This window comes from Shimazuella soli, assembly GCF_022511585.1.
Classification (GTDB): Bacteria; Bacillota; Bacilli; order Thermoactinomycetales; family Thermoactinomycetaceae; genus Shimazuella; species Shimazuella soli.
The window spans coordinates 107027-131195 of the sequence record NZ_JAKWBN010000007.1 but is presented as its reverse complement, the minus strand read 5'-3'; the positions used below and the strand labels follow the sequence as shown (position 1 = coordinate 131195).

At 38.2% G+C, this 24169-nt stretch carries 23 protein-coding genes; 13 read left to right on the top strand and 10 right to left on the bottom strand.

Going from position 1 to position 24169, the window contains the following annotated elements; translation table 11 throughout:
* Window positions 1–139: 139 nt before the first annotated feature.
* A complete protein-coding gene (locus tag MK805_RS14560; protein ID WP_240876653.1) occupies window positions 140–1678 on the bottom strand; it encodes an FAD-dependent oxidoreductase in 1539 nt (512 codons plus the stop codon).
* A gap of 266 nt (window positions 1679–1944) precedes the next feature.
* On the opposite strand from MK805_RS14560, the gene MK805_RS14555 reads away from it, so the two are divergent.
* The 5 genes from MK805_RS14555 to MK805_RS14535 all read left to right on the top strand — a co-directional run bounded on the left by MK805_RS14555 (window position 1945) and on the right by MK805_RS14535 (window position 6831).
* A complete protein-coding gene (locus MK805_RS14555) occupies window positions 1945–3723 on the top strand; it encodes an ankyrin repeat domain-containing protein (protein ID WP_240876619.1) in 1779 nt (592 codons plus the stop codon).
* Window positions 3724–3893: 170 nt separating this feature from the next.
* Window positions 3894–4073, top strand: coding sequence for a hypothetical protein (locus tag MK805_RS14550; protein ID WP_240876618.1), 180 nt, complete (start codon window positions 3894–3896; stop codon window positions 4071–4073).
* A gap of 603 nt (window positions 4074–4676) precedes the next feature.
* Window positions 4677–5435 (top strand): transporter substrate-binding domain-containing protein, encoded by a 759-nt coding sequence (locus tag MK805_RS14545; protein ID WP_240876617.1) that lies wholly within the window; start codon window positions 4677–4679, stop codon window positions 5433–5435.
* Window positions 5436–5456: 21 nt separating this feature from the next.
* Window positions 5457–6116 (top strand): amino acid ABC transporter permease, encoded by a 660-nt coding sequence (locus MK805_RS14540; protein WP_240876616.1) that lies wholly within the window; start codon window positions 5457–5459, stop codon window positions 6114–6116.
* Entirely contained in the window at window positions 6109–6831 is a 723-nt protein-coding gene (locus tag MK805_RS14535) for an amino acid ABC transporter ATP-binding protein (RefSeq protein WP_240876615.1), read from the top strand. Before MK805_RS14540 ends, MK805_RS14535 begins: the two co-directional genes overlap by 8 nt.
* Window positions 6832–6886: 55 nt before the next feature.
* On the opposite strand, the gene MK805_RS14530 is transcribed toward MK805_RS14535, so the two are convergent.
* From MK805_RS14530 to MK805_RS14510, 5 genes are all read right to left on the bottom strand, one after another.
* Window positions 6887–7183: a hypothetical protein gene (locus MK805_RS14530; RefSeq protein ID WP_240876614.1), complete on the bottom strand. Its 297-nt coding sequence runs from the start codon at window positions 7181–7183 to the stop codon at window positions 6887–6889.
* Window positions 7184–7317: 134 nt separating this feature from the next.
* Window positions 7318–7776 (bottom strand): hypothetical protein, encoded by a 459-nt coding sequence (locus tag MK805_RS14525; protein WP_240876613.1) that lies wholly within the window; start codon window positions 7774–7776, stop codon window positions 7318–7320.
* Window positions 7777–7794: 18 nt separating this feature from the next.
* The gene (locus MK805_RS14520; protein WP_240876612.1) at window positions 7795–8340 is read right to left on the bottom strand and encodes an NAD(P)H-dependent oxidoreductase; all 546 of its coding nucleotides are present in this window, start codon (window positions 8338–8340) and stop codon (window positions 7795–7797) included.
* Window positions 8341–8566: 226 nt separating this feature from the next.
* Window positions 8567–9196, bottom strand: coding sequence for a TMEM175 family protein (locus MK805_RS14515; protein WP_240876611.1), 630 nt, complete (start codon window positions 9194–9196; stop codon window positions 8567–8569).
* A 324-nt stretch (window positions 9197–9520) separates the two neighbouring features.
* Entirely contained in the window at window positions 9521–10498 is a 978-nt protein-coding gene (locus tag MK805_RS14510) for an oxidoreductase (RefSeq protein WP_240876610.1), read from the bottom strand.
* Window positions 10499–10624: 126 nt separating this feature from the next.
* Between MK805_RS14510 and MK805_RS14505 the strand changes: the two genes are divergently transcribed.
* From MK805_RS14505 to MK805_RS14485, 5 genes are all read left to right on the top strand, one after another.
* Window positions 10625–11068: an Lrp/AsnC family transcriptional regulator gene (locus MK805_RS14505; protein ID WP_240876609.1), complete on the top strand. Its 444-nt coding sequence runs from the start codon at window positions 10625–10627 to the stop codon at window positions 11066–11068.
* Window positions 11069–11169: 101 nt separating this feature from the next.
* On the top strand, window positions 11170–12888 hold the full coding sequence (gene poxB, locus MK805_RS14500; protein WP_240876608.1) for a ubiquinone-dependent pyruvate dehydrogenase: 1719 nt from the start codon (window positions 11170–11172) through the stop codon (window positions 12886–12888).
* A gap of 405 nt (window positions 12889–13293) precedes the next feature.
* Entirely contained in the window at window positions 13294–15300 is a 2007-nt protein-coding gene (locus MK805_RS14495) for a hypothetical protein (RefSeq protein ID WP_240876607.1), read from the top strand.
* 68 nt (window positions 15301–15368) lie between these two features.
* Window positions 15369–15542, top strand: a complete 174-nt coding sequence (locus MK805_RS14490) for a hypothetical protein (protein WP_240876606.1) — start codon at window positions 15369–15371, stop codon at window positions 15540–15542.
* Between the two features lie 135 nt (window positions 15543–15677).
* Window positions 15678–16235, top strand: a complete 558-nt coding sequence (locus MK805_RS14485) for a DUF2179 domain-containing protein (RefSeq protein WP_240876605.1) — start codon at window positions 15678–15680, stop codon at window positions 16233–16235.
* 35 nt (window positions 16236–16270) lie between these two features.
* On the opposite strand, the gene MK805_RS14480 is transcribed toward MK805_RS14485, so the two are convergent.
* The 3 genes from MK805_RS14480 to MK805_RS14470 all read right to left on the bottom strand — a co-directional run bounded on the left by MK805_RS14480 (window position 16271) and on the right by MK805_RS14470 (window position 20068).
* Window positions 16271–17122, bottom strand: coding sequence for a hypothetical protein (locus tag MK805_RS14480; RefSeq protein ID WP_240876604.1), 852 nt, complete (start codon window positions 17120–17122; stop codon window positions 16271–16273).
* 17 nt (window positions 17123–17139) lie between these two features.
* The gene (locus MK805_RS14475) at window positions 17140–18141 is read right to left on the bottom strand and encodes a DUF4097 family beta strand repeat-containing protein (RefSeq protein ID WP_240876603.1); all 1002 of its coding nucleotides are present in this window, start codon (window positions 18139–18141) and stop codon (window positions 17140–17142) included.
* A gap of 514 nt (window positions 18142–18655) precedes the next feature.
* On the bottom strand, window positions 18656–20068 hold the full coding sequence (locus tag MK805_RS14470) for a protein kinase domain-containing protein (RefSeq protein WP_240876602.1): 1413 nt from the start codon (window positions 20066–20068) through the stop codon (window positions 18656–18658).
* Window positions 20069–20202: 134 nt separating this feature from the next.
* Here MK805_RS14470 and MK805_RS14465 point away from each other — a divergent pair, with 134 nt between their 5' ends.
* A complete protein-coding gene (locus tag MK805_RS14465; RefSeq protein WP_240876601.1) occupies window positions 20203–21258 on the top strand; it encodes a tetratricopeptide repeat protein in 1056 nt (351 codons plus the stop codon).
* Window positions 21259–21270: 12 nt separating this feature from the next.
* Window positions 21271–21807 carry an SgrR family transcriptional regulator gene (locus MK805_RS14460; RefSeq protein ID WP_240876600.1) on the top strand — a complete coding sequence of 179 codons (537 nt, stop codon included), beginning with the start codon at window positions 21271–21273 and terminating at the stop codon, window positions 21805–21807.
* Window positions 21808–21833: 26 nt separating this feature from the next.
* On the opposite strand, the gene hisC is transcribed toward MK805_RS14460, so the two are convergent.
* Entirely contained in the window at window positions 21834–22913 is a 1080-nt protein-coding gene (gene hisC / locus MK805_RS14455) for a histidinol-phosphate transaminase (protein WP_255724664.1), read from the bottom strand.
* A gap of 339 nt (window positions 22914–23252) precedes the next feature.
* Here hisC and MK805_RS14450 point away from each other — a divergent pair, with 339 nt between their 5' ends.
* Window positions 23253–24110 carry an SAM-dependent methyltransferase gene (locus tag MK805_RS14450; protein WP_240876599.1) on the top strand — a complete coding sequence of 286 codons (858 nt, stop codon included), beginning with the start codon at window positions 23253–23255 and terminating at the stop codon, window positions 24108–24110.
* Window positions 24111–24169 lie beyond the last annotated feature (59 nt).

The following is a 24169-nucleotide window of genomic DNA, read 5'->3' as shown; positions in this document are numbered from 1 at the left end:
ATCTTATTCTTTATTTGTAAAAGAATATGAAGAGCATGCATCATCTAGCTGTTCATATATATCAATAGCTCTAATCCATCCTTTTTTAATATCTATCCGCAAAAACAGACCAGTTCCGAATCGAATTGGTCTGTTCCCATTATCTTTGCTCTACTTCTAATGCAACTTTCCCCAATGGTCTTTCCGCTGGTCCTTCGATGACTTCCCCATCTGTAGAGAAACGTGATCCATGACAAGGGCAGTCCCATGTACGATCACCATGGTTCCATTCCACTTCACAACCCATATGGGTACAAGTAGAATCTACAATATGTAGATCCCCATCTGAATCTCGGTATCCTCCACACCGCTGTCCATCCACCATCACGACTGCACCTTCATCTTTTGCTAAATCTTTAGGCTCTTTAAAAGTCAAACCTACCTTGCCTGCAAGGAGTGTTCCTGCAACATCTAGATTTTGCACAACTGCGTTCCGAAGGCTTGGGTCAGCTTGAAAACGTGATGGTGTATACAATTTTTCATAAGGATTAGGCCGTTCCATAATCAAATCGGTAATTAATAACGCAGAAATAGTACTATGTGACATTCCCCATTTGCGGAATCCAGTAGCTATATAAATATTGCGGTGTTTTTCTGTCATTCGCCCAATGTAAGGAACTTTATCAAGTGTAATCAAGTCTTGTGCAGACCAGCGGTACAAATATGCTTTGATTCCGAAGGTGTCACGGGCAAATTGCTCTAATACCTCATAATGCTGCATTGTACAAACGCCTTTACCCGTCTTATGTGACTGACCTCCTACCAAAACATGCTGCTCACCATTAATCGTAACTTCTCTGAGAGAACGGGTTGCTGGAGAATCAATCGATAAGTACATCCCACCCGGGTAAACCTTTTCTGGTTTTATCGCTAGAACATAGGAACGATCTGCATGAAGTCTAGCAAAAAATGCCCCTTTATCATAGCAAGGAAAGTGAGTGCACAAAACAACATCCTGACAAGTGATTTTCAAATTTTCACGAGTAATAACAGTAGGATGATGACCTTCTTCTATATCTACAACTGTCGTATTTTCAAAAACTTTCCCGCCTAATGATACAAATTCATCTAGTAACTTTTGCAAATAGCGAAGCGGATGAAATCTGGCTTGACTGGGCATCACTAATCCTGCTTTTTCTCCAAGTTCCAAAGGCAGCTTATCCATATAGGATCCTTTGATCCCTAATGTTTGATAAGCCTTGGCTTCTGTTTCCAATTTTGCTTTATTCGCATCGTCTATCGTATAAAGATAGGCGTCTTCTTGTTTAAAATCGCAATCAATCGCAAGCTGATGAATCGTATTCTCGATAAACTTTTTAGCGGACATATTTGCTAAATAATACGATTCTGCTTCAGCTGTACCAAAATGCTGAATCAACTCATCATAAATCACATCATGCTGCGCGGTTATTTTGGCTGTAGTATGTCCGGTTGTTCCATTTCCCACTCTTCCAGCATCTACGAGTATGATGTTTTTCCCTTCTTTGGCAAGTAGATATGCTGTTGTGATACCAGCAATTCCTGCTCCCACCACAACTACATCTGTCTTCAAATCTTCCTTTAGATTGGGGAACTCTGGAAAAGGATTCGGATCTCTCCAGTAAGGTTCTGGGTAGATTGGGATCTGACTATTCAAGATATTAACCTCCATTGTCAGTGACATCACGCGCTCAAAAGATATATTCACCGAAACGAAAAATGGTTATACATTGCCAATAGTCAGCGAAAACTTTTCCCATCTCTACGAAATCACAAGAAGGTCTCTGTCCCAAGACATAATCATGGACTATGCAGTCGCACGAAATTTATAAAAAACGAAACGTGAACCATTTGAAAGAAAACCCTATAAAAAAACCGCTTTTCTTGTAAAATGAAATATGAACCTTCAAAATTCCAATTAAAGGAGTGCTATTTATCTTATTTATTCGACATATCGACCAACAAGACAAAGAATTCCAAGCCACTTGTAACTTAGTGAGAAGTAATGATTTAGAAAAAGTAAAAGAAAGATTAGAAGAGTTTCCCTCACATTTGAAACAACAAACATCAAACGGCATCACGTTATTTTATTTTAGTAAATCAAAAGTGATGACCTCCTATCTCATCGAAAAAGGATTGTCTGTCCATAGCACGGATGAATGGGGCAATACACCTTTACATTTGGCAGCATATGAAGGGTTTACGGAAGCGATTGAAACCTACTTACAAAATGGAGCAAATGCCGATGCGGAAAACAAATGGGGACAAAAGCCATATCAGCTTGCTTTAACACCAGCAACTTGTGACGCTTTTGTGAAAACTAGACAGAAGGCCCAAAGAGGCTTAGAAGAGGATTTGTTACATATCTCCTTATACGATGCTGCAAAACAAGGGAAAGAAGCAGCTGTTCGATATATGCTGTCGTCTGGAGTAGACCCAAATCGACTAAATCACGAAGATTTCCAAGCGGATGACTGGGAAAAAACCCCTTTGTATCATGCAATTTATATCGGCTACCATCGCATTGTCGATCTTCTCTTGCAACGCGGGGCAAATCCTAACGTTCACAAGGGAGTTTCCTTGTATCGCTGTGCATACAATGCTGCTACTGTTCAGCTACTCTATAAATATGGCGCAAAAGCTACTCCTGATCAACTCGATCAGGCATGCTGGGAAGCAGTAGTTAACGTAGGAAATAATGCTATGTTACAAGAACTCATTAAAATAGGAGCTCCACTAGAGAAAAAATCTATTATTCACGACGCAATTAGAAGAGTAGATCAAACTACAGCGGAATATCCAAAAATCATAAAAACGCTTGTCCAACATCAACCTGACTTTTTAAATGATATAAGTAGAATTGATGAAACACCGCTCTTAAAAGCGGTAGATATGGGTAATCAATTGATCATCGAATGTTTGGTTGAACTCGGGGCTGACATCAATAAACCAAATAAAGCAAATGTAACCCCACTGCTGCAAGCGAGTAAACGAGGTTATGTGGACATAGTAAAGGGCTTGATTGAGCATGGTGCAGACTGTACTTCCACAGATGAAGTCGGCCTCTCCCCTTACACATGGGCTGTATTTAATCGACAAACGAAGACAATTGATACGATGGAAACAGCTCTAACAGAGGCGGGACAGCCTATTCCAAAAGTTGCTCTGCCACCGAGGTCAACAGACTTCCAAACTGATACAAGCCATCTCACCCATTTCTTTCATGATGACGATTGGAACGATGCAGTCTTTATACGTTGGAAAAGAGATAAATTTTTAAAATTTGCCTATCAACTGGGGTTTGTCGATCGATATGTAGTATTCCATGAAATTCCTGCTAATCAAGTAAAATACTTTTTCGCAAGAGAGGAACTTCTCCTGCAAAAAAACGATCGAGAAGATAATATGACAGTAACGCAATACTTTGCATTTCACCCAGAATATCCTGATGCCTGGATGTTATATACGAACTGGTGGAATGAAGAATCGGATGTGGACTATACGCAATTTCACTTTCGTTGTCCTGATGAGTTGAAAGAGGAGACCCTAAGTGTGATAGAGGAAAGTGATTTGATCACGCGTTTTACTTTGGATCATGTGGAAGAGGCACAACCTATCCAGGAATTGTATGATTATAGCAAAAAGATTTTACAAATTGGATTAGACGAACTCTGGCAGACGTCTTTTTATAAAACATACAAATAAACGACTTTAAGAACACATCATGATAAGATGTGTTCTATCTATTTGTCTTTCCTCATGTGCTGGTGTGCTGACTGGCAGATCAAGATGAAAAGCCAACAGCACACAACTTAAGAAGAGAGGGAAACCTCTAATTGTCTTTCCCACTCCTACGCTACCTGGGACTGCTTTTGTTGCGTAGTCTTCTTCTTGGCGTGCTTCTTCTTACGCTTGCAGTAGATGTTAAATGGCACAAAGACCAAGACATACAGCACTGCAATGATCCAGAGAAGCACATCGCCTACCGGCTGTGGGAATACAAAGTGGCAGATGAATGTCACACTGGCTACAGCGTGAATCATACCAAAAAATAGACCAAGATCCACAAGAGACCGCAGCCTGTTGAACCAAAGCTGCTTTGACTCTTGCCAGTACCTCTGGCATTTCCATTTCCGAATGAATACGGCAGTGCCTGTCCACAGCATGAGATCCCATGGTGCGAGATCACAAAGGAATAGAAACTGATCGATCCTATCCTTTCTCGCTTGAGAGATCTTGAATTGGTAGATCCATACTCCTACACACACCCAGAACAGGATAGCGTAGAAAAAAGTCTTCAACTTCGTGTTCCAGTGAGGCTTGACCGGAACGATGACATGAGACATAGAGTATTTCCTTTTCCTAAGCCTAAAACTCCTTAATTTCAATTCTACTTCAAATCATCCAAAGAGCAAATATATTTCTCTTTTACTGTGCTCATTATAAAAAAACGATATTTTTTATGTATTTTTATGCAATACACAAAGATTCATTCTGCTATCCGCTCAAAAAACACCACTTACTTCAGTATATAAGAATGGAAAATAATTCATCTTGTTTAAAACGAAAAATGAATTATAATATATTTATTCATCATCATGTATATTTATTCATGAAGATTATTTTTTTTACTTTAAAATAAAAAGGAGATTTTCAGAATGAAATGGAAAACCCTAGCAAAAGCAGGGCTAGCTGTTGCCCTTAGTACAGCTCTATTGTTTGGATGCAGCTCCAAAAATAATGCAGATCCAAATGGACAAAAAACATTGACTTTAGCAACATCAGCGGATTATAAGCCTTATGAATATACAGATACGGCAACTGGGAAGGTTATCGGTTTTGACATCGATCTAGCCAATATGATCGCCAAAGAATTAAAACTCAAAATCGAAGTAAAAGACATGGACTTTAACGGACTTATTCCTGCACTTCAATCCAAGCGTGCAGACTTGATCATGGCCGGAATGACACCAACTCCTGAACGAAAGAAAAGTGTAGACTTCTCTGATATCTACTATGAATCAAAAAACACCATCATCACCAAAAAAGGAAGCAATTTGACTACTGCCAAGTCCCTTATCGGAAAAAAAGTCGGAGTACAACTTGGCTCCATCCAAGAAAAAGAAGCCCAAAAATTGAAGTTAAATGCTATTTCGATCAATAAAGTACCGGAAATTATTCAAGAGTTAAAAGCAGGTCGAATCGAGGCGGCTATCGTCGAAAATACGATTGCAGAAGGTTATACGACAAACAATCCCGATCTCTCCTTTACAGATTTACCCAATAGCGAGCCGACTGGATCTGCTATCGCTTTTCCGAAAGGGTCTGGCTATGTAAAAAACTTCAATCAAGTATTGAAACATTTGAAGGAAAATGGAAAGTTAGATGAACTAATTAAAAAATGGTTCCAAAAATAAATGGAAAGGTGGTGTGATCTCTTGCAATTACATTTTGAACTCATTTCGGACAAAATCCCGTATATTCTTCAGGGGATTTTGACCACCCTTGAGTTTACTATGCTTTCAGCAGTCTTCGGATTGATTTGGGGCATCATCCTCGCCTTATTTAAAATATCCAACATCAAAATTTTACATGGATTCGCTGTTTTTTACACCTCTATCTTTCGAGGAGTTCCTTTGATCTTATCCTTAACACTCGTTTATTTTGCTACTCCTCAGCTTTTTCACTATGATATCACTGCACTTGAAGCCGGTGTTATCACTTTTACATTAAATTCGGCCGCCTATATATCCGAAACGATTCGAGCTGGGATCACCTCTGTTGATCACGGACAACAGGAAGCAGCTATCGCACTTGGCATCCCTTATCCGAAGATGATGCGGGATATTATTTTGCCACAAGCATTGAAAAATATCTTGCCTGCCCTTGTTAACGAAAGTATTGCTTTGTTAAAAGATTCTGCGCTTGTCTCCACGATAGGAGCAACCGATTTGCTCCGGAGGGCGGACATCGTAGCTTCAGATAGCTATTTGTACTTCGAACCACTGCTTTTTGTCGGTCTTCTCTATTATGTAATGGTAATGACTCTAACGGCAACAGCTCGTATCCTCGAAAGGAGGTTGGCACGAAGTGATTGAAGTTCAAAATCTCTCCAAATCATTTGGTAAGCTCAAAGTTCTAAAAGATGTATCGCTATCCATCAAACAAGGTGAAGTATGTGCGATTATCGGACCGTCAGGTTCGGGGAAATCCACTTTGCTTCGGTGTTTGAATTTACTAGAACAACCTAATCAAGGAGTTATTCAGATCAAAGACGAAAACATTACTTCCCCAAAAACAGATATAGTAAAAATACGCCAAAACATCGGGATGGTATTTCAACACTTTTATCTCTTCCCTCATATGACAGTGTTAGAAAATATGATTTATGCTCCGATGAAAGTGAAAAATATCTCCAAAGAAAAGGCAGTGGCCAAAGCGTATGATTTACTAAAAAAAGTTGGTTTAAAGGAAAAGGCAGATGTTTACCCTTCCAAGCTTTCCGGCGGCCAGCGACAACGCGTCGCTATCGCCCGGTCACTCACGATGGAACCAGAAATCATGCTATTTGATGAACCTACATCTGCACTTGACCCGGAAATGGTGAAAGAGGTTCTAGAAGTTATTCGTAATTTAGCTCATACCGGCATCACGATGGTAATCGTCACACATGAGATGGGATTTGCCAGAGAGGTAGCTGATCGGATATGTTTTTTGGACGAAGGAAAGTTAACTGAAAATCTTCCCCCAAAAAAGTTCTTTGCAAAGCCAAAAACAAAACGAGCTCAGCAATTCCTACAGAAAATGCTATGACTCTCTTAAGGAAAATCGACTCCTTTTCAGGAGTCGATTGATTTATTGAAAAAGACTAGGTGCGACGACAACTTACAACAATTCTTGTCCCACGACGCAAAGTAATCGTTCTTGTAAATCTAGGTCTTCCACAGACAAAAATAAATATACGACGGGAAGAACGGCAAACAGCCACAAGAACTTCCCCACGACGGAGTCTCACCGTAATCGTTCTACCTGAGAACGTACCACAAGTACGAGTAGCAGTTTCCCCTGGACGCAAGCGGATTACTTCCCTACGGAAGCGACGACGTCTGCGGCGGCGTCTTTCATTATCATCATGTCTTCTGTCGTTATCGTTAAATATTTTCAATCTATTACCTCCTCTCCATATATTGCTATATTTTATGAAGCAAAAATGGAAAAGGAGATAATGAAATCAACCATTTTATATAAATTGAACATAAAAAAGTCCCCATTGTTTCCAAAACGAGGGGACTTTCCTGCTTATTTGTCTTTCTTTTGCATGGATCGAAGTGCACTGCGATAGTCTGAATCGGATATCTGGGTTTTCTTTTTAGCTAGCTCAGGCTTTTTGGCTTGAAATTTTTTCAAAGCTGCCCGATAGGTGCTGTCTTCGATTTTAAAAGACTTTGTTTCTTTGTTTGATTCTTTTTCTACTTCTCTTGTCGATTCTACATTTACTTCTGTTTCAGATTGCAAATCCGCTTCTAATTGTTCTTCTGAAATCTGTTCTTCTTCTGCTACCTCTTCTGCCACTTTTTGAATCGTAGATTCGGCTGGATTGGATTCTAGTACTTCTACTTCTGGTATTTCCACAATGGATTCAGATTCTGAAACTTGTGATTCCTCTTTATTGCGGTTGGATGCAGCACGAACATTTACCACGATTAGAACAATCAAGAGAATAGCAGCGATTGCAAAGCAAATAATAGGTATAATCATGGGCCTACTCTCCCTTACCTAGCCTCGATTTTCAACAAATTGTTTGGTCACTTCTGCAACCCTTTTTCCAAGTGCTCGTCCTAGAGCAGTATCGTTTGCTGTTAATGTTGTAGTAACTCCAGGCGTATCTTCTACTGGACAAGTAATACCCACTCCATAATATGAACCATAGAGTGCATTTTCTGGAACATCGGCAGGAAGACCTACTACAATCATTCCTTGGTGCAACATAGGAGTTATCAAATTGAGCAGGGTCGCTTCCAAACCACCATGATGTGTAGCTGTGGTACAGAAAACTCCCCCAATTTTATTGATCAATTTCCCTTCAGCCCATAAATAACCGAGTTTATCAATCCATGTTTTTAGCCCGGAGCTGATTGTTCCAAAATGACCAGGACATCCCCAAATAATAGCATCCATATCTACCATTTGATAGACATCTGCATCATTGACATGGTGAATATGTACTTCTGCACCTTCTACATTACCTGCCCCTTGAGCTACAGCTTTGGCCAATGACTCTGTATGTCCACCTTCACTATCATAAACAACATATACTTTCATGGCATTTCCTCCTGATACGAACTAACATTAGTCTCTCTATACTAGGGTGTCAATCCTCCGCTAATTCCATACGAAATAATCAATACCCTTCGAGCAATTGTGTCCCTGTATGATTATATCAAAGAAATCATTATTGTGGGGAAAGAAATATGAACAACATTAAAATTTAAGTACATGAATTAATAGAAATAGACCTTCTCCTCGAAAGTTATCACCTTAACATTTGTTAACTTTTCCTTTTTGTCCATTTTGTAGCAGGTAAAAAGTATAACGCTATTAACAAAACAAATCCTATCACACTGATCCAAACATTGATCAATGCTAGCAAAGTCACAACTAGATAAATGATTGGACCACGATTAAAGTGCTTTTTCATATACATTAATTCGGTATGACTATACCCTTCTTCCAATAATTCTTTTTTCTTAAGTGCATAAGTCCATATCATATTAAAGGGAACACCTCCGATGGAAATCCAAGCTCCGTAGATAAGTGCACTTATTTTTGCATTTGGATTCCCACTGGTAATATACTCCCCTAGTAGAGAAGAACAGAAAGGTATTACCACCACATTTAACATCAAGAGAGTATTCATAATTATTAACCTATGATCGACTTTTTTGATGTAATGAAACATCGTATGGTGATTAAACCAAACTACCGAAATAATCATAAAACTAATAAGGAAACTCAGGAACTTTGGCCACTGATGCAGTAGGATAGTCCACAGACTTTCTCCTTGAACATGTTCCGGGAGTCGAATTTCAATGATGAGCAGTGTTAAAGCAATCGCAAAAATAGCATCACAATATGCGAGCATTCGCTCTGATCGAAAAATACCATGCTCTTTTTCCATTTTGTCACCAATCCTTTATCTATCTAACAAATATATAAATGCTATTGCATTTAATATAATAAGCTTTTCATTTCTATTTATCGACAAAATCGAAAAAATCGTAATTATGAACTAGTTACATCGAAAATTTGATATTCTTGTTTCATTGGTTCTTTGTGGGGAGCCTTCGCGTAAGTAGTGGGATACCGAACTCTTTGGTTGACGCTGCTCATCTGGTTTGTGCTTCCTCTTTCGTGTGGGAAAGTCGCAAAAAAGTTAGAGCGAACTGGAAAAACCCTCATTTTGCCTCTTCTCCTAGAGGGATAAAATGAGGGTCCATCTATATTATTGACCTAGCATCTTTTTAGCATATAATGGATCATCGAGCAAAGGTCTGCCGATTGCAATTATATCTGCAAGTCGATCTGCTAAAATAGCATTTGCTAAGTTTGGCGTATAAATTCTCCCAACTGCTATAATCGGTAATTTTACATACTGTTTGATAACAGCTGCATAAGGAACTTGATATCCTTCATGTGTAGTCAATGGCTGATTCGGCAATATTCCTCCAGCAGATACATGAACCGCATCAAGGTAGCATTCCACATAAGTCAGTGCATTTGCAACATCTACAGGAGTTAAACCTTCTGGGGAAAATTCAGAAGCAGATACACGGATGATCACGGGGTAATCACACCCAACTTCTAATCGAATAGCCTCTAGAACTTCTCGCAGTAAACGAACTCTATTTTCCACAGAACCCCCATATCTATCTGTCCGGAGATTGGATAATGGAGAAAGGAACTCTTGAAGCAAGAATCCATGAGCTGCATGTAACTCAATGCCATCAAATCCTGCTTGCAAACTTCTTCTAGCAGCCAAACGATAGTCTTCGATAACCTGCGCAATATCTTCTTCTGTCATTTCATTTGGCTCACTATACTGATCATCATAAGCGATCGGACTTGGTCCAATGAGCCGATTCGTCACCTTCGGCGACGATTTCCTTCCTCCATGGGATAACTGGATAAAAATCTTTGTCTCTTTTTCATGAACTGCATTGACAATTTGTTTTAATGGCTCGATATGCGCGTCACTAAATATCCCTATATCATCAGCAAATAATCGACCATTAGAAGAAACAGCGGTTGACTCTATAATCATCATCGAAACACCTTCTGCACGGTCGGCATAATGCTTAACATGAAAATCATTGGCAAAGGATTCTATCGTACCTTTGTTTGTTTGCATCGGAGCCATGATCAAACGATTTTTCAACTGTAAGTTTCCAATCTTTACAGGGCTTGTGATAGTATTTATCATAGATAATCTCTCCTTATCGGCTTTTGAAATAAGCTTAAAGGAAAGATCATTTCTTTTACATAGAAAACCAAAAGCATTTCAGATTGTTTACTTTTAAATTATAAACAATTGAGAGGTATTACATATATGGATCAAATTGATGCAAAAATAATAACTTTACTACAGCAAAATGCAAGAATCTCTATCTCACAAATAGGCCGCTTGATCAACATGACCCAACCAGCTGTTGGTGAGCGAGTTCGGAAGCTAGAAGACAGAGGAATCATCAAAGGCTATCAAGTGGTGCTGGATCCTGAAAAACTAGGAAAACAAATCATGGCTTATATACTGATACAAACCGAAAACTGCGGCAATTTGGTTGAATTTTGCAATCAATCACCTGAAGTGATAGAAGCACACCAACTCAGCGGACAATTTAATTTCATTATAAAAGTTATGACGGAATCGATGCAGACTTTAAACTCTTTTCTTCACACATGTAGTAAATACGGTTTTACTACCACAATGACAGTACTCTCTTCACCAACAGATACAAAAGCTTTACCAATAGAGATTACAGAATCCAATTAAAAAACGATCCACAAACCATTGTCTCTTTGATCTCCATCCTTGGTAGAAGAATAACTCCTTTGAAAATCGCCAAACTAAATAGATGACAAAGGAGAGATTTGATGAAAAGGACTATTGCTGATTCTATCGTTCAAACACTCATCAACGCTGGTGTAACACGAATTTATGGAATAATTGGAGATTCACTCAATGCACTCCTCGATGCAATTCGACGTTCAGGGAAAATCGAATGGATTCATGTTCGTCATGAGGAAGTTGCCGCTTTTGCAGCAGGAGCAGATGCCTCTTTAAACGGGAGTATTGCAATTTGTGCAGGAAGCAGTGGACCTGGTAATTTGCATCTCATTAATGGATTATATGACTGCCACCGCAACCGAGTACCTGTACTTGCCATTGCTGCCCATATTCCCAGCTTTGAAATCGGGAGCGGTTATTTTCAAGAAACGCGGCCAGACCAATTATTCAAAGAATGCAGTTCCTTTTGTGAAGTAGTAATGGGAGCAGAACAAATACCTCATATGGTTACTATGGCCATGCAGTCAGCAGTCGCAAATTCAGATGTATCTGTTCTAGTGCTGCCTGGTGATGTCGCCGCTTTTGAGTACGATAAAACGGAAGTGCCTGAACATGTTTTCCACCCGACTCATCCTGTCATCCATCCCGATGATAACGAAATCAAACGACTTGCTGGATATTTAAATGATGGAAAACGTATTACTCTGTTATGTGGCGCTGGTTGTGCTGGTGCACATGAATCCCTAATGAAATTATGTGCTAAGTTACAATCCCCAATGGTTATAGCACTAAGGGGAAAAGAATACTTAGAATATGATAATCCTTATTCTGTTGGACTCACAGGATTAATCGGCTATTCTTCTGGATATCATGCCATCATGGAATGTGATGTGTTACTCATGCTTGGAACTGATTTTCCATATCGGCAATTTTATCCAGAAAAGGCTGCCGTTCTTCAAGTAGATATAGAACCTTCTCATCTCGGTCGCCGCACTGCACTCACCTATGGTCTTTGCGGAGACGTAAAACAAACAATCGAAAAATTATTACCTCACTTGACAGAACATGATCCAGACCATCTTAAGCAGTTCTCCAAACATTATGCTCATGTACGAAAAGAATTAGATGAACTGGCTACTCCAGGCCGCAATGTGATTCATCCCCAATATCTTACTAAACTTGTAAGCGATCTTGCCGCAGAAGACGCTGTTTTGACATGTGATGTTGGAACACCTACTTTGTGGGCGGCAAGATATTTGCAAATGAACGGAAAACGACGACTCTTAGGATCATTTACTCACGGCACGATGGCAAATGCACTGCCGCAAGCGATTGGAGCTCAAGTTTCCCAGCCAGAACGTCAAGTCATTTCCTTATCTGGTGATGGAGGCCTATCTATGTTGATGGGTGATCTGCTGACACTAAAACAGCACAAACTCCCGATAAAAGTCATCGTTTTTAACAACGGTTCACTTGCTTTCGTAGAATTGGAGATGAAAGCGGCTGGTTATCTCGAAATGGGAACAGAACTCGATAATCCCAACTTTGCGACCCTGGCCCAAGCTATCGGAATGAAAGGAATACGAGTGGAAAACCCGCTGGAGTTAGAGGGGGCAATATCTCAAGCACTCCAGGAAGATGGTCCAGTGATCGTCGATGTTGTTGTCAATCGACAAGAACTAGCGATGCCACCTTCCATTACATTTGATCAAGCAAAAGGCTTTACCTTGTGGATGCTAAAAGCAGTGTTGAGTGGACATGGAAATGAATTAGTGGAACTGACAAAAACAAACTTATTTCGGTGATCTATCCAAAAGTTTCTGATGAATGGTAGTATACATTTAGACCCCCTCCTAATAAGGAGGAGGTTCGTTACGATTCTATTGAGTTCCAGAAGTTATTGTTTTCTTTATTTCTGTCTCCCTTAGCAAATCCAAGCGAAAAAGATGTATCTCCATAAACACCTGTGTCTTTCGTTCTACAGACATATAATTCTACTTTTTCCCTCTAAAAACCATCTCCTTAAAAACGTGAGATTTATTTACAATATTGTTAAAAATATCAAAAGCATTTATCGCGGACGAATAGAAGTACAAGCCTAAAATAGATGACTTTTTCTTCTTTTTTAGGCTTTTTGTCATTTAAAATAACAAAATATTTTGATACAATATTTGTAATAAAGTAAAATTATTTAAAAAGGATGTGGACAATTGCAACTTATCGATTGTTTGCAACAACTTTATAATGAGTTGCAGGATGTTACCATTCATTATGAACCAAACAAAATTCCTAGCTATGATAATGAAGTATTCATTGGAAATGAATTATTTTCTTATTATCAAAACAAGCTTGTTTATCATTATCAAAATGATGGCTATGAATCTACAACCGAAATGTTGTACCACTTAGAAGAACTGCACCTCCTCCACAATAAACCCTTCCAAGAGTACTCTTTCTATTTTGAAGATTTATCATTAGATGCATGTCTGACATTTATTATGTTTTACTGCCGACATCACAATGTAGACAGAAAGGATTTCCCTTTTGAATGGATAGACTATACCATCCGATGGGAATTAGATGATGTAAAAACGACAGGGAAACCATTTCAGTCTTGGGGATGTTTGCACAGTGCATTGGCACACTCTTTTTTCCTTATCGAGGAGCAAATCAATGAAGATGGTAAAATGTTTACGATCATTGATGAATCTAATGTAACAGAAGGTCTTCAGGCATGTATCTATCTTGCTATTTCCCTGATGATGGATCAAGTGCTCCCCTATGAAATTCCAAACTCCGGCCACATCGAAGAATATAATCGTGCCCTGCTTTACCTCAAGCGTGAGTATCAAAAGTATGAATTGAGTGTAAAGCAAGCAACCATCACACAACTGGAGTTACCTGTCAAAGATTCACATAAAACCGTGCTTGTCGATGCATTTATAACAACAGAAAACACCTATATCGGACTGCTCAAATCTTTTCTTATCCACGATAAAGAGCGAACATGGCTCGAATCAGGCTTCCAATTTTTCGCCATTTATCGCCCAGAATTAAATGGTACTGGCCGTGACATTGTTATCCAAGTTGAGTCAGGGCAAAATCTCCATTTAAAAGACTTATGGTATAAACTCGAATCACTGGAAAATGAACGTTGGGGTGCCCATCGGCCTACCGATTGTCATTGGCATGATCAAAACGGAAACTATCAGACAGTAACTGCCCCAAAATGCAAATACCATCAAAAAGAACATTCCAAAGTACAATGGTCTGATGTAATAAATGCTATCTGGGAGCTATACAATCCTGCTAAATCTATTACTGTAAATCCCTATTTATCTAATGGAACAATTGGAGACTCTTGCCGAATATATGAATGCAAACCTATCTGGGCAAAAGAGAAATTTTTAACTGCTGCAAAATGGAATTCACTCGGACAGCAACAAGTTTTGGTGACATCTCCAACATTGCAACGATATTTAGCAATATGTGCTTCCCGTATTCGAGAAGACGAGATTCCGCCTATCTATCCTTTACCTCCGGAAAGCTCGTTTGATTTTGTTGAAACTCCATTTGGTTATGCTATTGTGCATGAAAATGGTGTTTTTTTACTAGATGATTGGAATACAGAGCCCCTTGATCTGCCGGCATATCAGCAAGAAATCGAACATGTAGTGGAGCAGGTCACCCTTTTCCAAAGCGTACATCAAGATTGTATACAGATGATGTCGAAAGTATTGGAATGGTTAAAAATGAAACAAACCTTGTCTAATGTAAAACTCATGGAAATCAATCATTGGATCAGTTCCAATAAGACGAAGATTCGCTATGCAATTCTTACAACCATGTTCTCTTCTTCGGATTATCATCTGCAACTCTTTCGTGAAACGTTGGAAAAACGCTGGACCCTGCACACCCAGCTTCAAGAATTATATGAATCTATTTCTGAGTTAGAACAAATCATTGATAACCACACCAATTTAAAGACAAACCGTTTGATTGTGCTTATCACGATTTTTGGCTTTCCTGTTGTATTATTCAGCGGTCTTTTGCAACTCATTTTTGAAGATGTTCCAAGTTATAAATGGCTAGGAATCCATTGGACAGGATTGGCCCTTTTTATTGTCCTTTCTTTACTTGGGATGGGAGGATTGGTTTCTTACTTGAAATATAGTCCTGCTCCCAAAAAAAGAGAATTAAATAAGTCTACTCCTTAAAAATCTTTTGCTGGAAATCAAACTTCGATAGAGTAGCAGAAGATCCATTTCTCTACTTCCCATGTATTTTGGATGTAAAACAAATTACATCGTTTTTTGGATGTTTCGGGCCTATTTCAAGGCTCTTTTTCTTATTATTGGCACATGAAAAACGTGAGAAAAAAAACATTAAAATAATAAAAATAAAAAAGGAGAATAATTTTCAAAAACCTATTGCCGAATGGGATCTGGCAGTTGTATAATCTTCTCGTCTAAACGAATGATTCCCTATGAAAATAGAAGCTATCCGCTCATTCATGCACTCATATCATCCTATAACCCCGGATATGCCTCAAAAAGGGACGAGACAGCATTTTACCAGAAAAGAAGGATGCCCTATGTTCACCACTTTGCTGCTGATTGTCATACTGCAAATTGTTTATGTATCCATGCTTACTGTTCGTACCATACTCACCATCAAAGGTTATCAGTTTATGGCAGCATTGCTAAGTAGCGTGGATGTGTTGGTTTATGTAATTGGATTCAAAATTGTATTGGATAATTTGGATCAACCAATCAATCTGATCGTCTACTGTGTCAGCTATGGCATTGGGTTATTTATAGGCATGAAATTAGAAGAAAAACTAGCACTTGGATATCTAAATATTTCCGTTATCACCAAAAAAGAGAACGTTCAACTTGCAGGACAGCTAAGAGAGGCTGGCTATGGAGTCACTGCTTGGTTTGGTGAAGGTATGGAAGGAGAGCGATTAGTTCTGTCTATTACTGCTCATCGGAAACAACAGAGTAAACTCTCTAAACAGATCGCAGAATTAGACCCAGATGCCTTTATCGTAGCTTATGAGCCCAAACATTTTCAGGGTGGTTTTTCTTTTCAACCTTTTCGTAGAGCATCCAATGCATTCACTCTCCCCAAGAAGAAAAAAGCAATCTAACTGTAAAAAAGCTCTGCTCCTATGGAGCAAAGCTTTTATTTTTGCTGGAACTGTTGTTCAAATTGCTTATATGGATCGTTTTTGTCTGCTTCATTTATAACATTTTGAGGCACAATTAATTTCTTTGCAGTTGGGTACTCGATAACCGTTTGGATATCAAGATGCTTTTGTCCTTTCACTCCATTATCCGGATTAAACGTTTGTCTCGTATAGAAAACTTCATTTTCGATCGACTGAACCGCAAATGTCTTCTTGTCGATTACCATTTTTGTATGATATTTTTGAAACGCTGTTTCCTTTGGATCAATTACATCGTAATGCTTCAGATAGCCTTGCATCCATTTAAGGTTATTCGATGTATCTGTACTTGTTAAATCTAATACATAGGCTTTGCCTGTTTCTTTCATTTGGACTTGTCCCTGAACTGATTCTAAAATAGAAAAATAAGTTTGGGCCTTTAAATCATTGATACTTCCAGAAGAAGTCAGGGACTTTATATCGTCTTCTTTGAATGGTCTTTCATATGGGATTTTACTCCATTCTTTTTTCTCTCCTTCATATGCATCTCGATTATATTGGTATCCGGGTAATTGATAAACTTGTTCGTCAGAAGAACCATCACTATATTTTGATTGTGTGTAGTATTCGTTAACTCCATAGTAATCGATTTTAGACTCCACCCATCCTCCAGCAATCAATGACTCTTTGAGGTGATATTGGGTAGGGATTAGCTTCGTTTGTTTTTTCAATTGCTGGGAAACCTTTGTCATCACTTGATCTTTTGTCAACGGTTTTACCACTACTTTTTCGGCTTTCCCTGAGCAAGCTGACAGAACCAGCAGCAGTATAAACATAGGAATGAAATAAGCTATTTTTTTTACTCGCATTTTTACCCCTCATCGTTTTATTTTTTTAAGGATACATGGATGTTTCCACTCTTCGTATCAATAACTACGTTTCCTGTTCCGTTCCCTAAGGTTCCTTTGATGTAGCGAATATGATAATAATCCTTATCTTTATCGATCATTTTTTTAGTTGGCAAGCTATTTTTCAACGAACCACTTTCACTTGTGAGGGCAAGATAGAGGTTAGTGGGTAAGGTTTGGAAAGCAAAATCCACATTTCCTGAATCTGTTGTTATTTCATCACTTGTATAGACAGGTGCAATTTGCTCAGCTTTAATATTTCCTGTGCTCGATTTCAAAATCATCGATCCATTATAGCGGGTGATGTTTATGTTTCCAGAATGTGATTCTCCATTTACTTGTCCCACAGAGTCTGTCAGTGAAATGTTTCCTTCCCATGAAGTAAGCGTCATGTACCCGGCGTTGACTTTTTTCAACTGAATATTTCCTTCATCACTTTTAAATTGAACTTGATCCCCGGAGATATTAGTAAGATTTACGGAGCCTTCTTGTGTATCTACTTTCATTTCACTAGCTTGTAGAGGGATATCCGATGTTACATTTCCATCGTGTGTACTCATTTCAATAGAATCATAAACTTTACTAGGGATGAATACATCTAGACTTAACTCATCAGGAAATGCTTGTTTTTCTTTTTCTCTTTCTGTTTTCATATCATTTTCTAGATAATAAACTTTTAAATATATCCCTTTCCCTTGTTTCGACCATTTCAACTCAACCTTATCCTGTTTCGGTATTTTTCCGTTTATCTTCGCTTGCATTTGACCATTGCTACTCTTATGCAGGTGTAGATCTGCTCTACTTGAGTAGATCCCTATGATCTTCGCTGATGTACCATCTACATTTTTCACCTGATTTACCACTTTGCGATCATCTACGGGTTTTGTTTGAAAAAGATCTGAACGAAAATAAACGATTCCAGCTCCTATAAGTGCAACTATTATCAATGCGGTTAATATGACTTTTGTATTGTTTTTCAACTGTACACCCCTTTCGATGAAAATGACGCTAAGTTCCATTTTTTAAAATTAATACTATACATTTTGACATATTTTTATATACCAGTCTATGTAAATCAGAAAGTTGTACAAGAAAACGGAAATGAACAAAGATACAAAAAAATCAGTCTCCCTAAGACTGATTTTTGGGATGTGATGAAATATAACTGTTTGTATTCTGTCCTCAACGTTCCAATGGTGTGTGGTTAAATTCTTCTTTTGTCACTACTTGACACTCCATACGGCTAAAACCGTAGAATTCTTGGGACGGAAGTCTAACGACTACTTCATTACCAAGCTAACCCCGTGAGCCCCACGGTTGCATTACAACAAGGAATAGCTTTATTGCTTGGTTTTCGCATTTCAAACTATCCAAGATATGTAATTATGATAGGTTATCATCGGAATGTATGTTTGTAAATATATTTTCTAAAAAAGTCGTTGAACTCGTGAAAGAGCTGAATCCAATCTTCTTCATTTCACGAAACCTTAGGTTTTATGAATGGGGAACTGTTCCCCATTGTTGCAATAGACTTTCTTCTGCCACATAATTTTTTTCATCACTATTTAGGTTATTCTTCCAGTAAAGCTCTATTTTTAAAATTCCTTCGTCTGTTGGCAATAATTGCTCTGGGACAGATACATGGAATTTCACGGGGGTTAATGTCGATTGCGAAGAACGTTTGTATTTAACTATTTGCTTCGATATCACAAGCCTTGAATTTATCCGATCGACCACATATATGTTGTAATAAAATTTTGAAGTAGGCAAATCTCCCACATCCACACTCACATCGTACTCCCCGTTTTCTCCTACTACCTTACGATTATGAAAAATACGGCTCAGTTTATTATTTTTGGGAAGTTCTTTCCACCAAGGATGATTCCCTTTTGCCTTTGATGTTGAAGTATCTAAACTTTTTTCGTTTGTTTGCGTAGTCTGTGTTTGTCTTGTTGCATCACTTCGGTATGCACCATACCAAACATATGTACATATAACGCCGAGCAGTAGAATCATTATTGGCAAATAGACCCATTTTCGAAAGAAATATACTTTATCTTTTTCTTTTGATGTTTTAGGTATATCCTGCTTCATAAGTCCTGAAAGCGATAACTTCATTTCACTTGCTGTCTGAAAACGATGAACAGGATTTTTTTCCAATGCCTTATAAATAATTTGAATTAACTTAGGATTTATTTTGTTGGCCAATCCCTTTAAAGAAGGCACAGGTTGATTGATATGTTTCATTGCAATAGCGATATAACTGTCTTCATCAAAGGGCACCTTGCCCGTTATCATTTCATACATCACAACTCCCAAGGAGTAAACATCGGAAGACGGCTGTACAACTTGGGCAGAAGCTTGCTCTGGAGAAAAATAATGGACAGAACCCATGACCATACCAGTCAACGTCATCTTAGTAGAATCCATCAGTTTGGAGATCCCAAAATCAGCAATTTTTACGACACCACTTGCAGTACATAAAATATTATGAGGTTTGATATCACGGTGAATGATCCCATTTTCATGAGCATGAGCTAAGCCATCACAAATTTGACTTGCAAAACCGATCACTTGGTCTTCACTCAAATGTTCATTTTCTTTTAATACTTGATGTAGAGATGGACCATCCACATATTCCATTACAATAAAATGTGTCTCATCTTGATGAACGATATCATGTATTTGGACAATGTTGGGGTGATTTAAACTGCTGACAATTTTCGCTTCGCGTATAAATCTTTCTATCCCCTCTTCTCCATCTAACTGCCTGTCATCGATCACTTTTATTGCTACATTTCTTTCTAAGCGTGTATCCCATGCCAAATACACAGCAGCCATTCCGCCTTGACCTAACTTTTTGATCAGATCATACCGATCGATGAGTCTCTGTCTATCTTGTAACACCTTACCCTTTCCCCTTTTAGAAAACATTAATAAATGCGATAATAGTAATCATTTTGATTCGATGATATGATGGAAGTGATTCCCTTTAAACTCTTTCACTTCATTATAATGTAAAGGGTGAAAATTTGAACATCATGGAACTCAATAAAAAAACGCTCCGTTCTATTTATATGGCAGAGAAAAAAATAGAACGTTATCAATTTCAAGAGGCTTATGATTTGATCAAAGATTTCCAAACAGAGGAAATAGAAACTTGGCCCAGACTGGAACAAGGCATTTTTTATTGGATTTTAGGCCATTGGGAATCGCACAAAAAGCATACAGAAAATGCGATTTCCTATTTTACCAAGAGCATGAATGCCCTCGAATATTGCCCAGATAAAAACCCTCTTATTCGAACAATGATCTCCATGAGTAAAACAATCTCCTTCTCAGGTGAAGAAGATAAATCACTTCATTTATTAATAGAAGCCTATGAGATTGCCGTCTATGAACAGGTTTCAACCTATAACCAGATAACATTATTCTTTCAACTAGGGGTTCAACACGGGAAACTAGGGGAAGTCTATTCTGCTATTTATTACTTTAATAAGGCTCTTCAATTCAGTGAAGACCTAGATATAACCTATAAATCAGGGCAAATTTTTATGTCATTAGGCGTTTGTTATATGCAGCTCCACGAATTTCATCAATCCAGACAACATTTTGGGAAGGCTTTGCTTTCATTCGAGTTAGCTAGAGATGAAGAAAATCTTGCTGGAACACATATGAATTTGGGCCTTCTTTATGGATATCACCATGTCTATGATCAGGCAACTCAGGAATTACAAAAGGCAATATCATTGTATCGCCAATTAGACCAACCCCAGATGAAACTGCAATGTATGAGTAAATTGGCCTCTTTTTTATATCAAGATGGAGAATGGGAAGAAGCAACTTCTTATTGCAACATCATCTTATCGGAAAAAGAAAATCATTCACCTTTTTCGATCAAGGCATATGAGTTACTAAGTGACATGGAATCAGCTAAAAATCAGTTGGATTCCTCGCTTAAATTTATCGACAAAGCTTTAGCTCTATCAGAAGAGAAACAATTAGATAAACAGCACCTTATCACCAAAAAAATCCAACTGCTTCGCCAGAAAGGAAGGTGGCAAGAAGCATTGGATCTTATTGCTGCCAAAGTGTAGGAGGGTTTAAAAATGAACACAATTGAATATTACATTGAACTGAGGCTTGCGTTTCATACTGTAGCAGATCAAACTCCTATCACGGTTGATACCACACAAATATCCGAAATCCTTCACTGTTCCTCACGCAACGCACGGCTTCTGTTAAAAAAAATGAACAGTGAAGGATTTATTGAATGGACATCAGGCAAAGGAAGAGGAAATCGCTCTCATCTTACCTTTATCTTCCCTTTACCATCTGTCATCATCCTTCATTTCCAAAGCCTTATCCAGCAAAATAATATGGAAGAAGCATTACAGTTTCTGGACAGAAAAGAAATTCCTATCAATATAAAAAAGAAATGCTATAACCAACTACGACCTCAATTTGGATTAGATCTGCCACAGATGGAACCATCAGAGGACAAAAAACTTTCACCTGTTTCTAAAAAAATGACCTTCAATCATATTGTTCGTCATATTGGAAATCGTACCTCTTCGTGGGTATTAGGGAAAAAAATACCTAAACACAATACCATTCAATGGCCAAAGAAAGATACCGATTTTTAACTTTTTCAGGTGAATGATTAAGGGAATTACGAAGATAATAACTCTGCAAATACTGCTAAAAATCGTCTATTTTGCTCTGGTGTACCTACTGTTACACGAATATAGGTTGGATACTTTAAGCGGTCTCGAATAATAATTCCTCTCTCTAGGAAAAACTGAAACACCTCATGAGAAGGTAAACCTGTGTCGATTAAAATGAAATTTGCGTGTGTTGGATAATAGTGAAGCCCCCAGCTATCTAATTGCTCCATTATTTTATTTCGCTCTTGATGATTCACCGTTCTCCAATGAGTTACAAAGGATTGATCGTCTATCGCTGCAATTGCAGCATGTTGTGCATATCGATTGGTATTAAATGATGGTCTAACACGATGCAACACATCAATAATTGTTTTATCCGCAATGGCATAGCCCATACGCACCGCAGCCAATCCATAAATTTTAGAAAAGGTCCTTAAGATCAGCAATTGTTTAAATTCGGCAGACAATGTAAGACTATCTGGACATCTCAAATCTGTTACGTATTCGATATAAGCCTCATCCAATACTACTAAAATATTTTTGGGAATACGGGCTAAGAAAACACGCAGTGTTTCATGATCGATCAGTGCACCAGTAGGGTTATTTGGATTACAAATCCAAATGATTTTTGTCTTACTTGTAATTGCTTGATACATCGCCTCTAAATCATAGACACCATTTTGCAGAGGAACAATAATGGGAATGGCACCTTCAATTTTCACTTCCGACTGATATATGGAATACGTAAAATCTACTAGAATCGACTCATCTTTCGGTTCTAAAAAGGCGCGGCAGATCATTTGAATAAGTTCACTTGATCCGTTACCAAAGATCAACTTTTGCGGCTTTATATTCAAATGATCTGCCAACTTGTTACGCAGTACAGGAGCGAGCGGTTCTGGATAGTGATGCAGCAAATGAAGGTCTTTCAAAGCTTCTATTACTTTAGGAGAACAACCAACTGGATTTTCATTGGATACTAGTTTAATAACATCTTGCCATCCGTATTCTCGCTGTACTTCTTCTATCGGTTTTCCCGCTTGATAGACTGGTAGATTTTGTACAGATCGCTTTGACCTTATCATCGTCCACGCATCCTCCCTGTTTTTATATAATAAAAAACTACTATCTATGATTGTTATCATTATAATTCCAAAAGCACATTTCTTATATATTTGAAGATGAAAAATAACCAAAGAACCTACACCCTACCATACGAAAAAACACATTACTTCTGCCTGTTGCAGAAATGATGCTTTTGGAGAAGAAAAACAAAAAATCAGCTTCTAGGAGCTGATACTTTTTGTAACCGCAATTGACCATACGGTCAAAATCGGGTAATATGAATTTAACATCATTAGATCATATACCAAATTGCTTGCTGTTTCATTCTTTATTTCCTAAGTGAAAGTGGAGTGATTGGTATGAAAAGTGAAAAATCCAGTATAACAGCTGTGGGAATAGCATTGATGCGCGCAATTGAATCGAGCAAACCTGAAAATGAACGTATTTGTTTTGATCCATTCGCCCGTTCCTTTGTGAACAACATCACCTATTTATTCAGCAAATGGATGATAAGCTCAGGGTTATATGAGAAATTCAGTCATGGAGCTTTAGCATTTGTCACTGCTCGGGAACGTTATATCGATGATTTTTTGAAAAAATGCCTACTGCAAGATTTTGACCAAATTGTCATCCTTGGTGCAGGCTTTGATACCCGTGCGTATCGAATAGATGGTATCGAGAAGACACAAGTGTTTGAAGTAGATCATCCTGCAACACAAAAAGTCAAATTACAAAAACTAAAAAATATCATTAACCCTCTGCCGAAAAATGTTATGTTTGTATCTGTCGACTTCAATACACAAAATTTAAGAGAACGACTTTTGCAAAATGGCTATTTGGAAAATAAGAAAACACTCTTTATCTGGCAAGGAGTAACCGTATATTTAAATCCAGAAGGCGTAGATAGTACTTTATCTTTCATCGCCGACCACAGCTCATCGGGCAGTGCAGTCATTTTTGATTACTACTACAGGGAAACACTACAAGATAAAGACAATGTTCATGTAAAAAGCATACATCGTTCCGCTAAATGGACAGGGGAAAACTATATTTTTGGAATTGAAGAAGGAACGATTGACCAGTTTTTAGCTGATCGCGGTTTTCGGGATATCCATAATGCATCTATTGATGAGCTAAAACGACTGTATTTTAAAGGGGTTAATGCGAAACGCATCATGCTTCCAGGTTTAGCAATAGCCTATGCGTATGTAAAATAGCTTGTGAAGACAAAAACTCTTGGTTATATTAAAAGCCAAGAGTTTTTATGTGTAAGGAA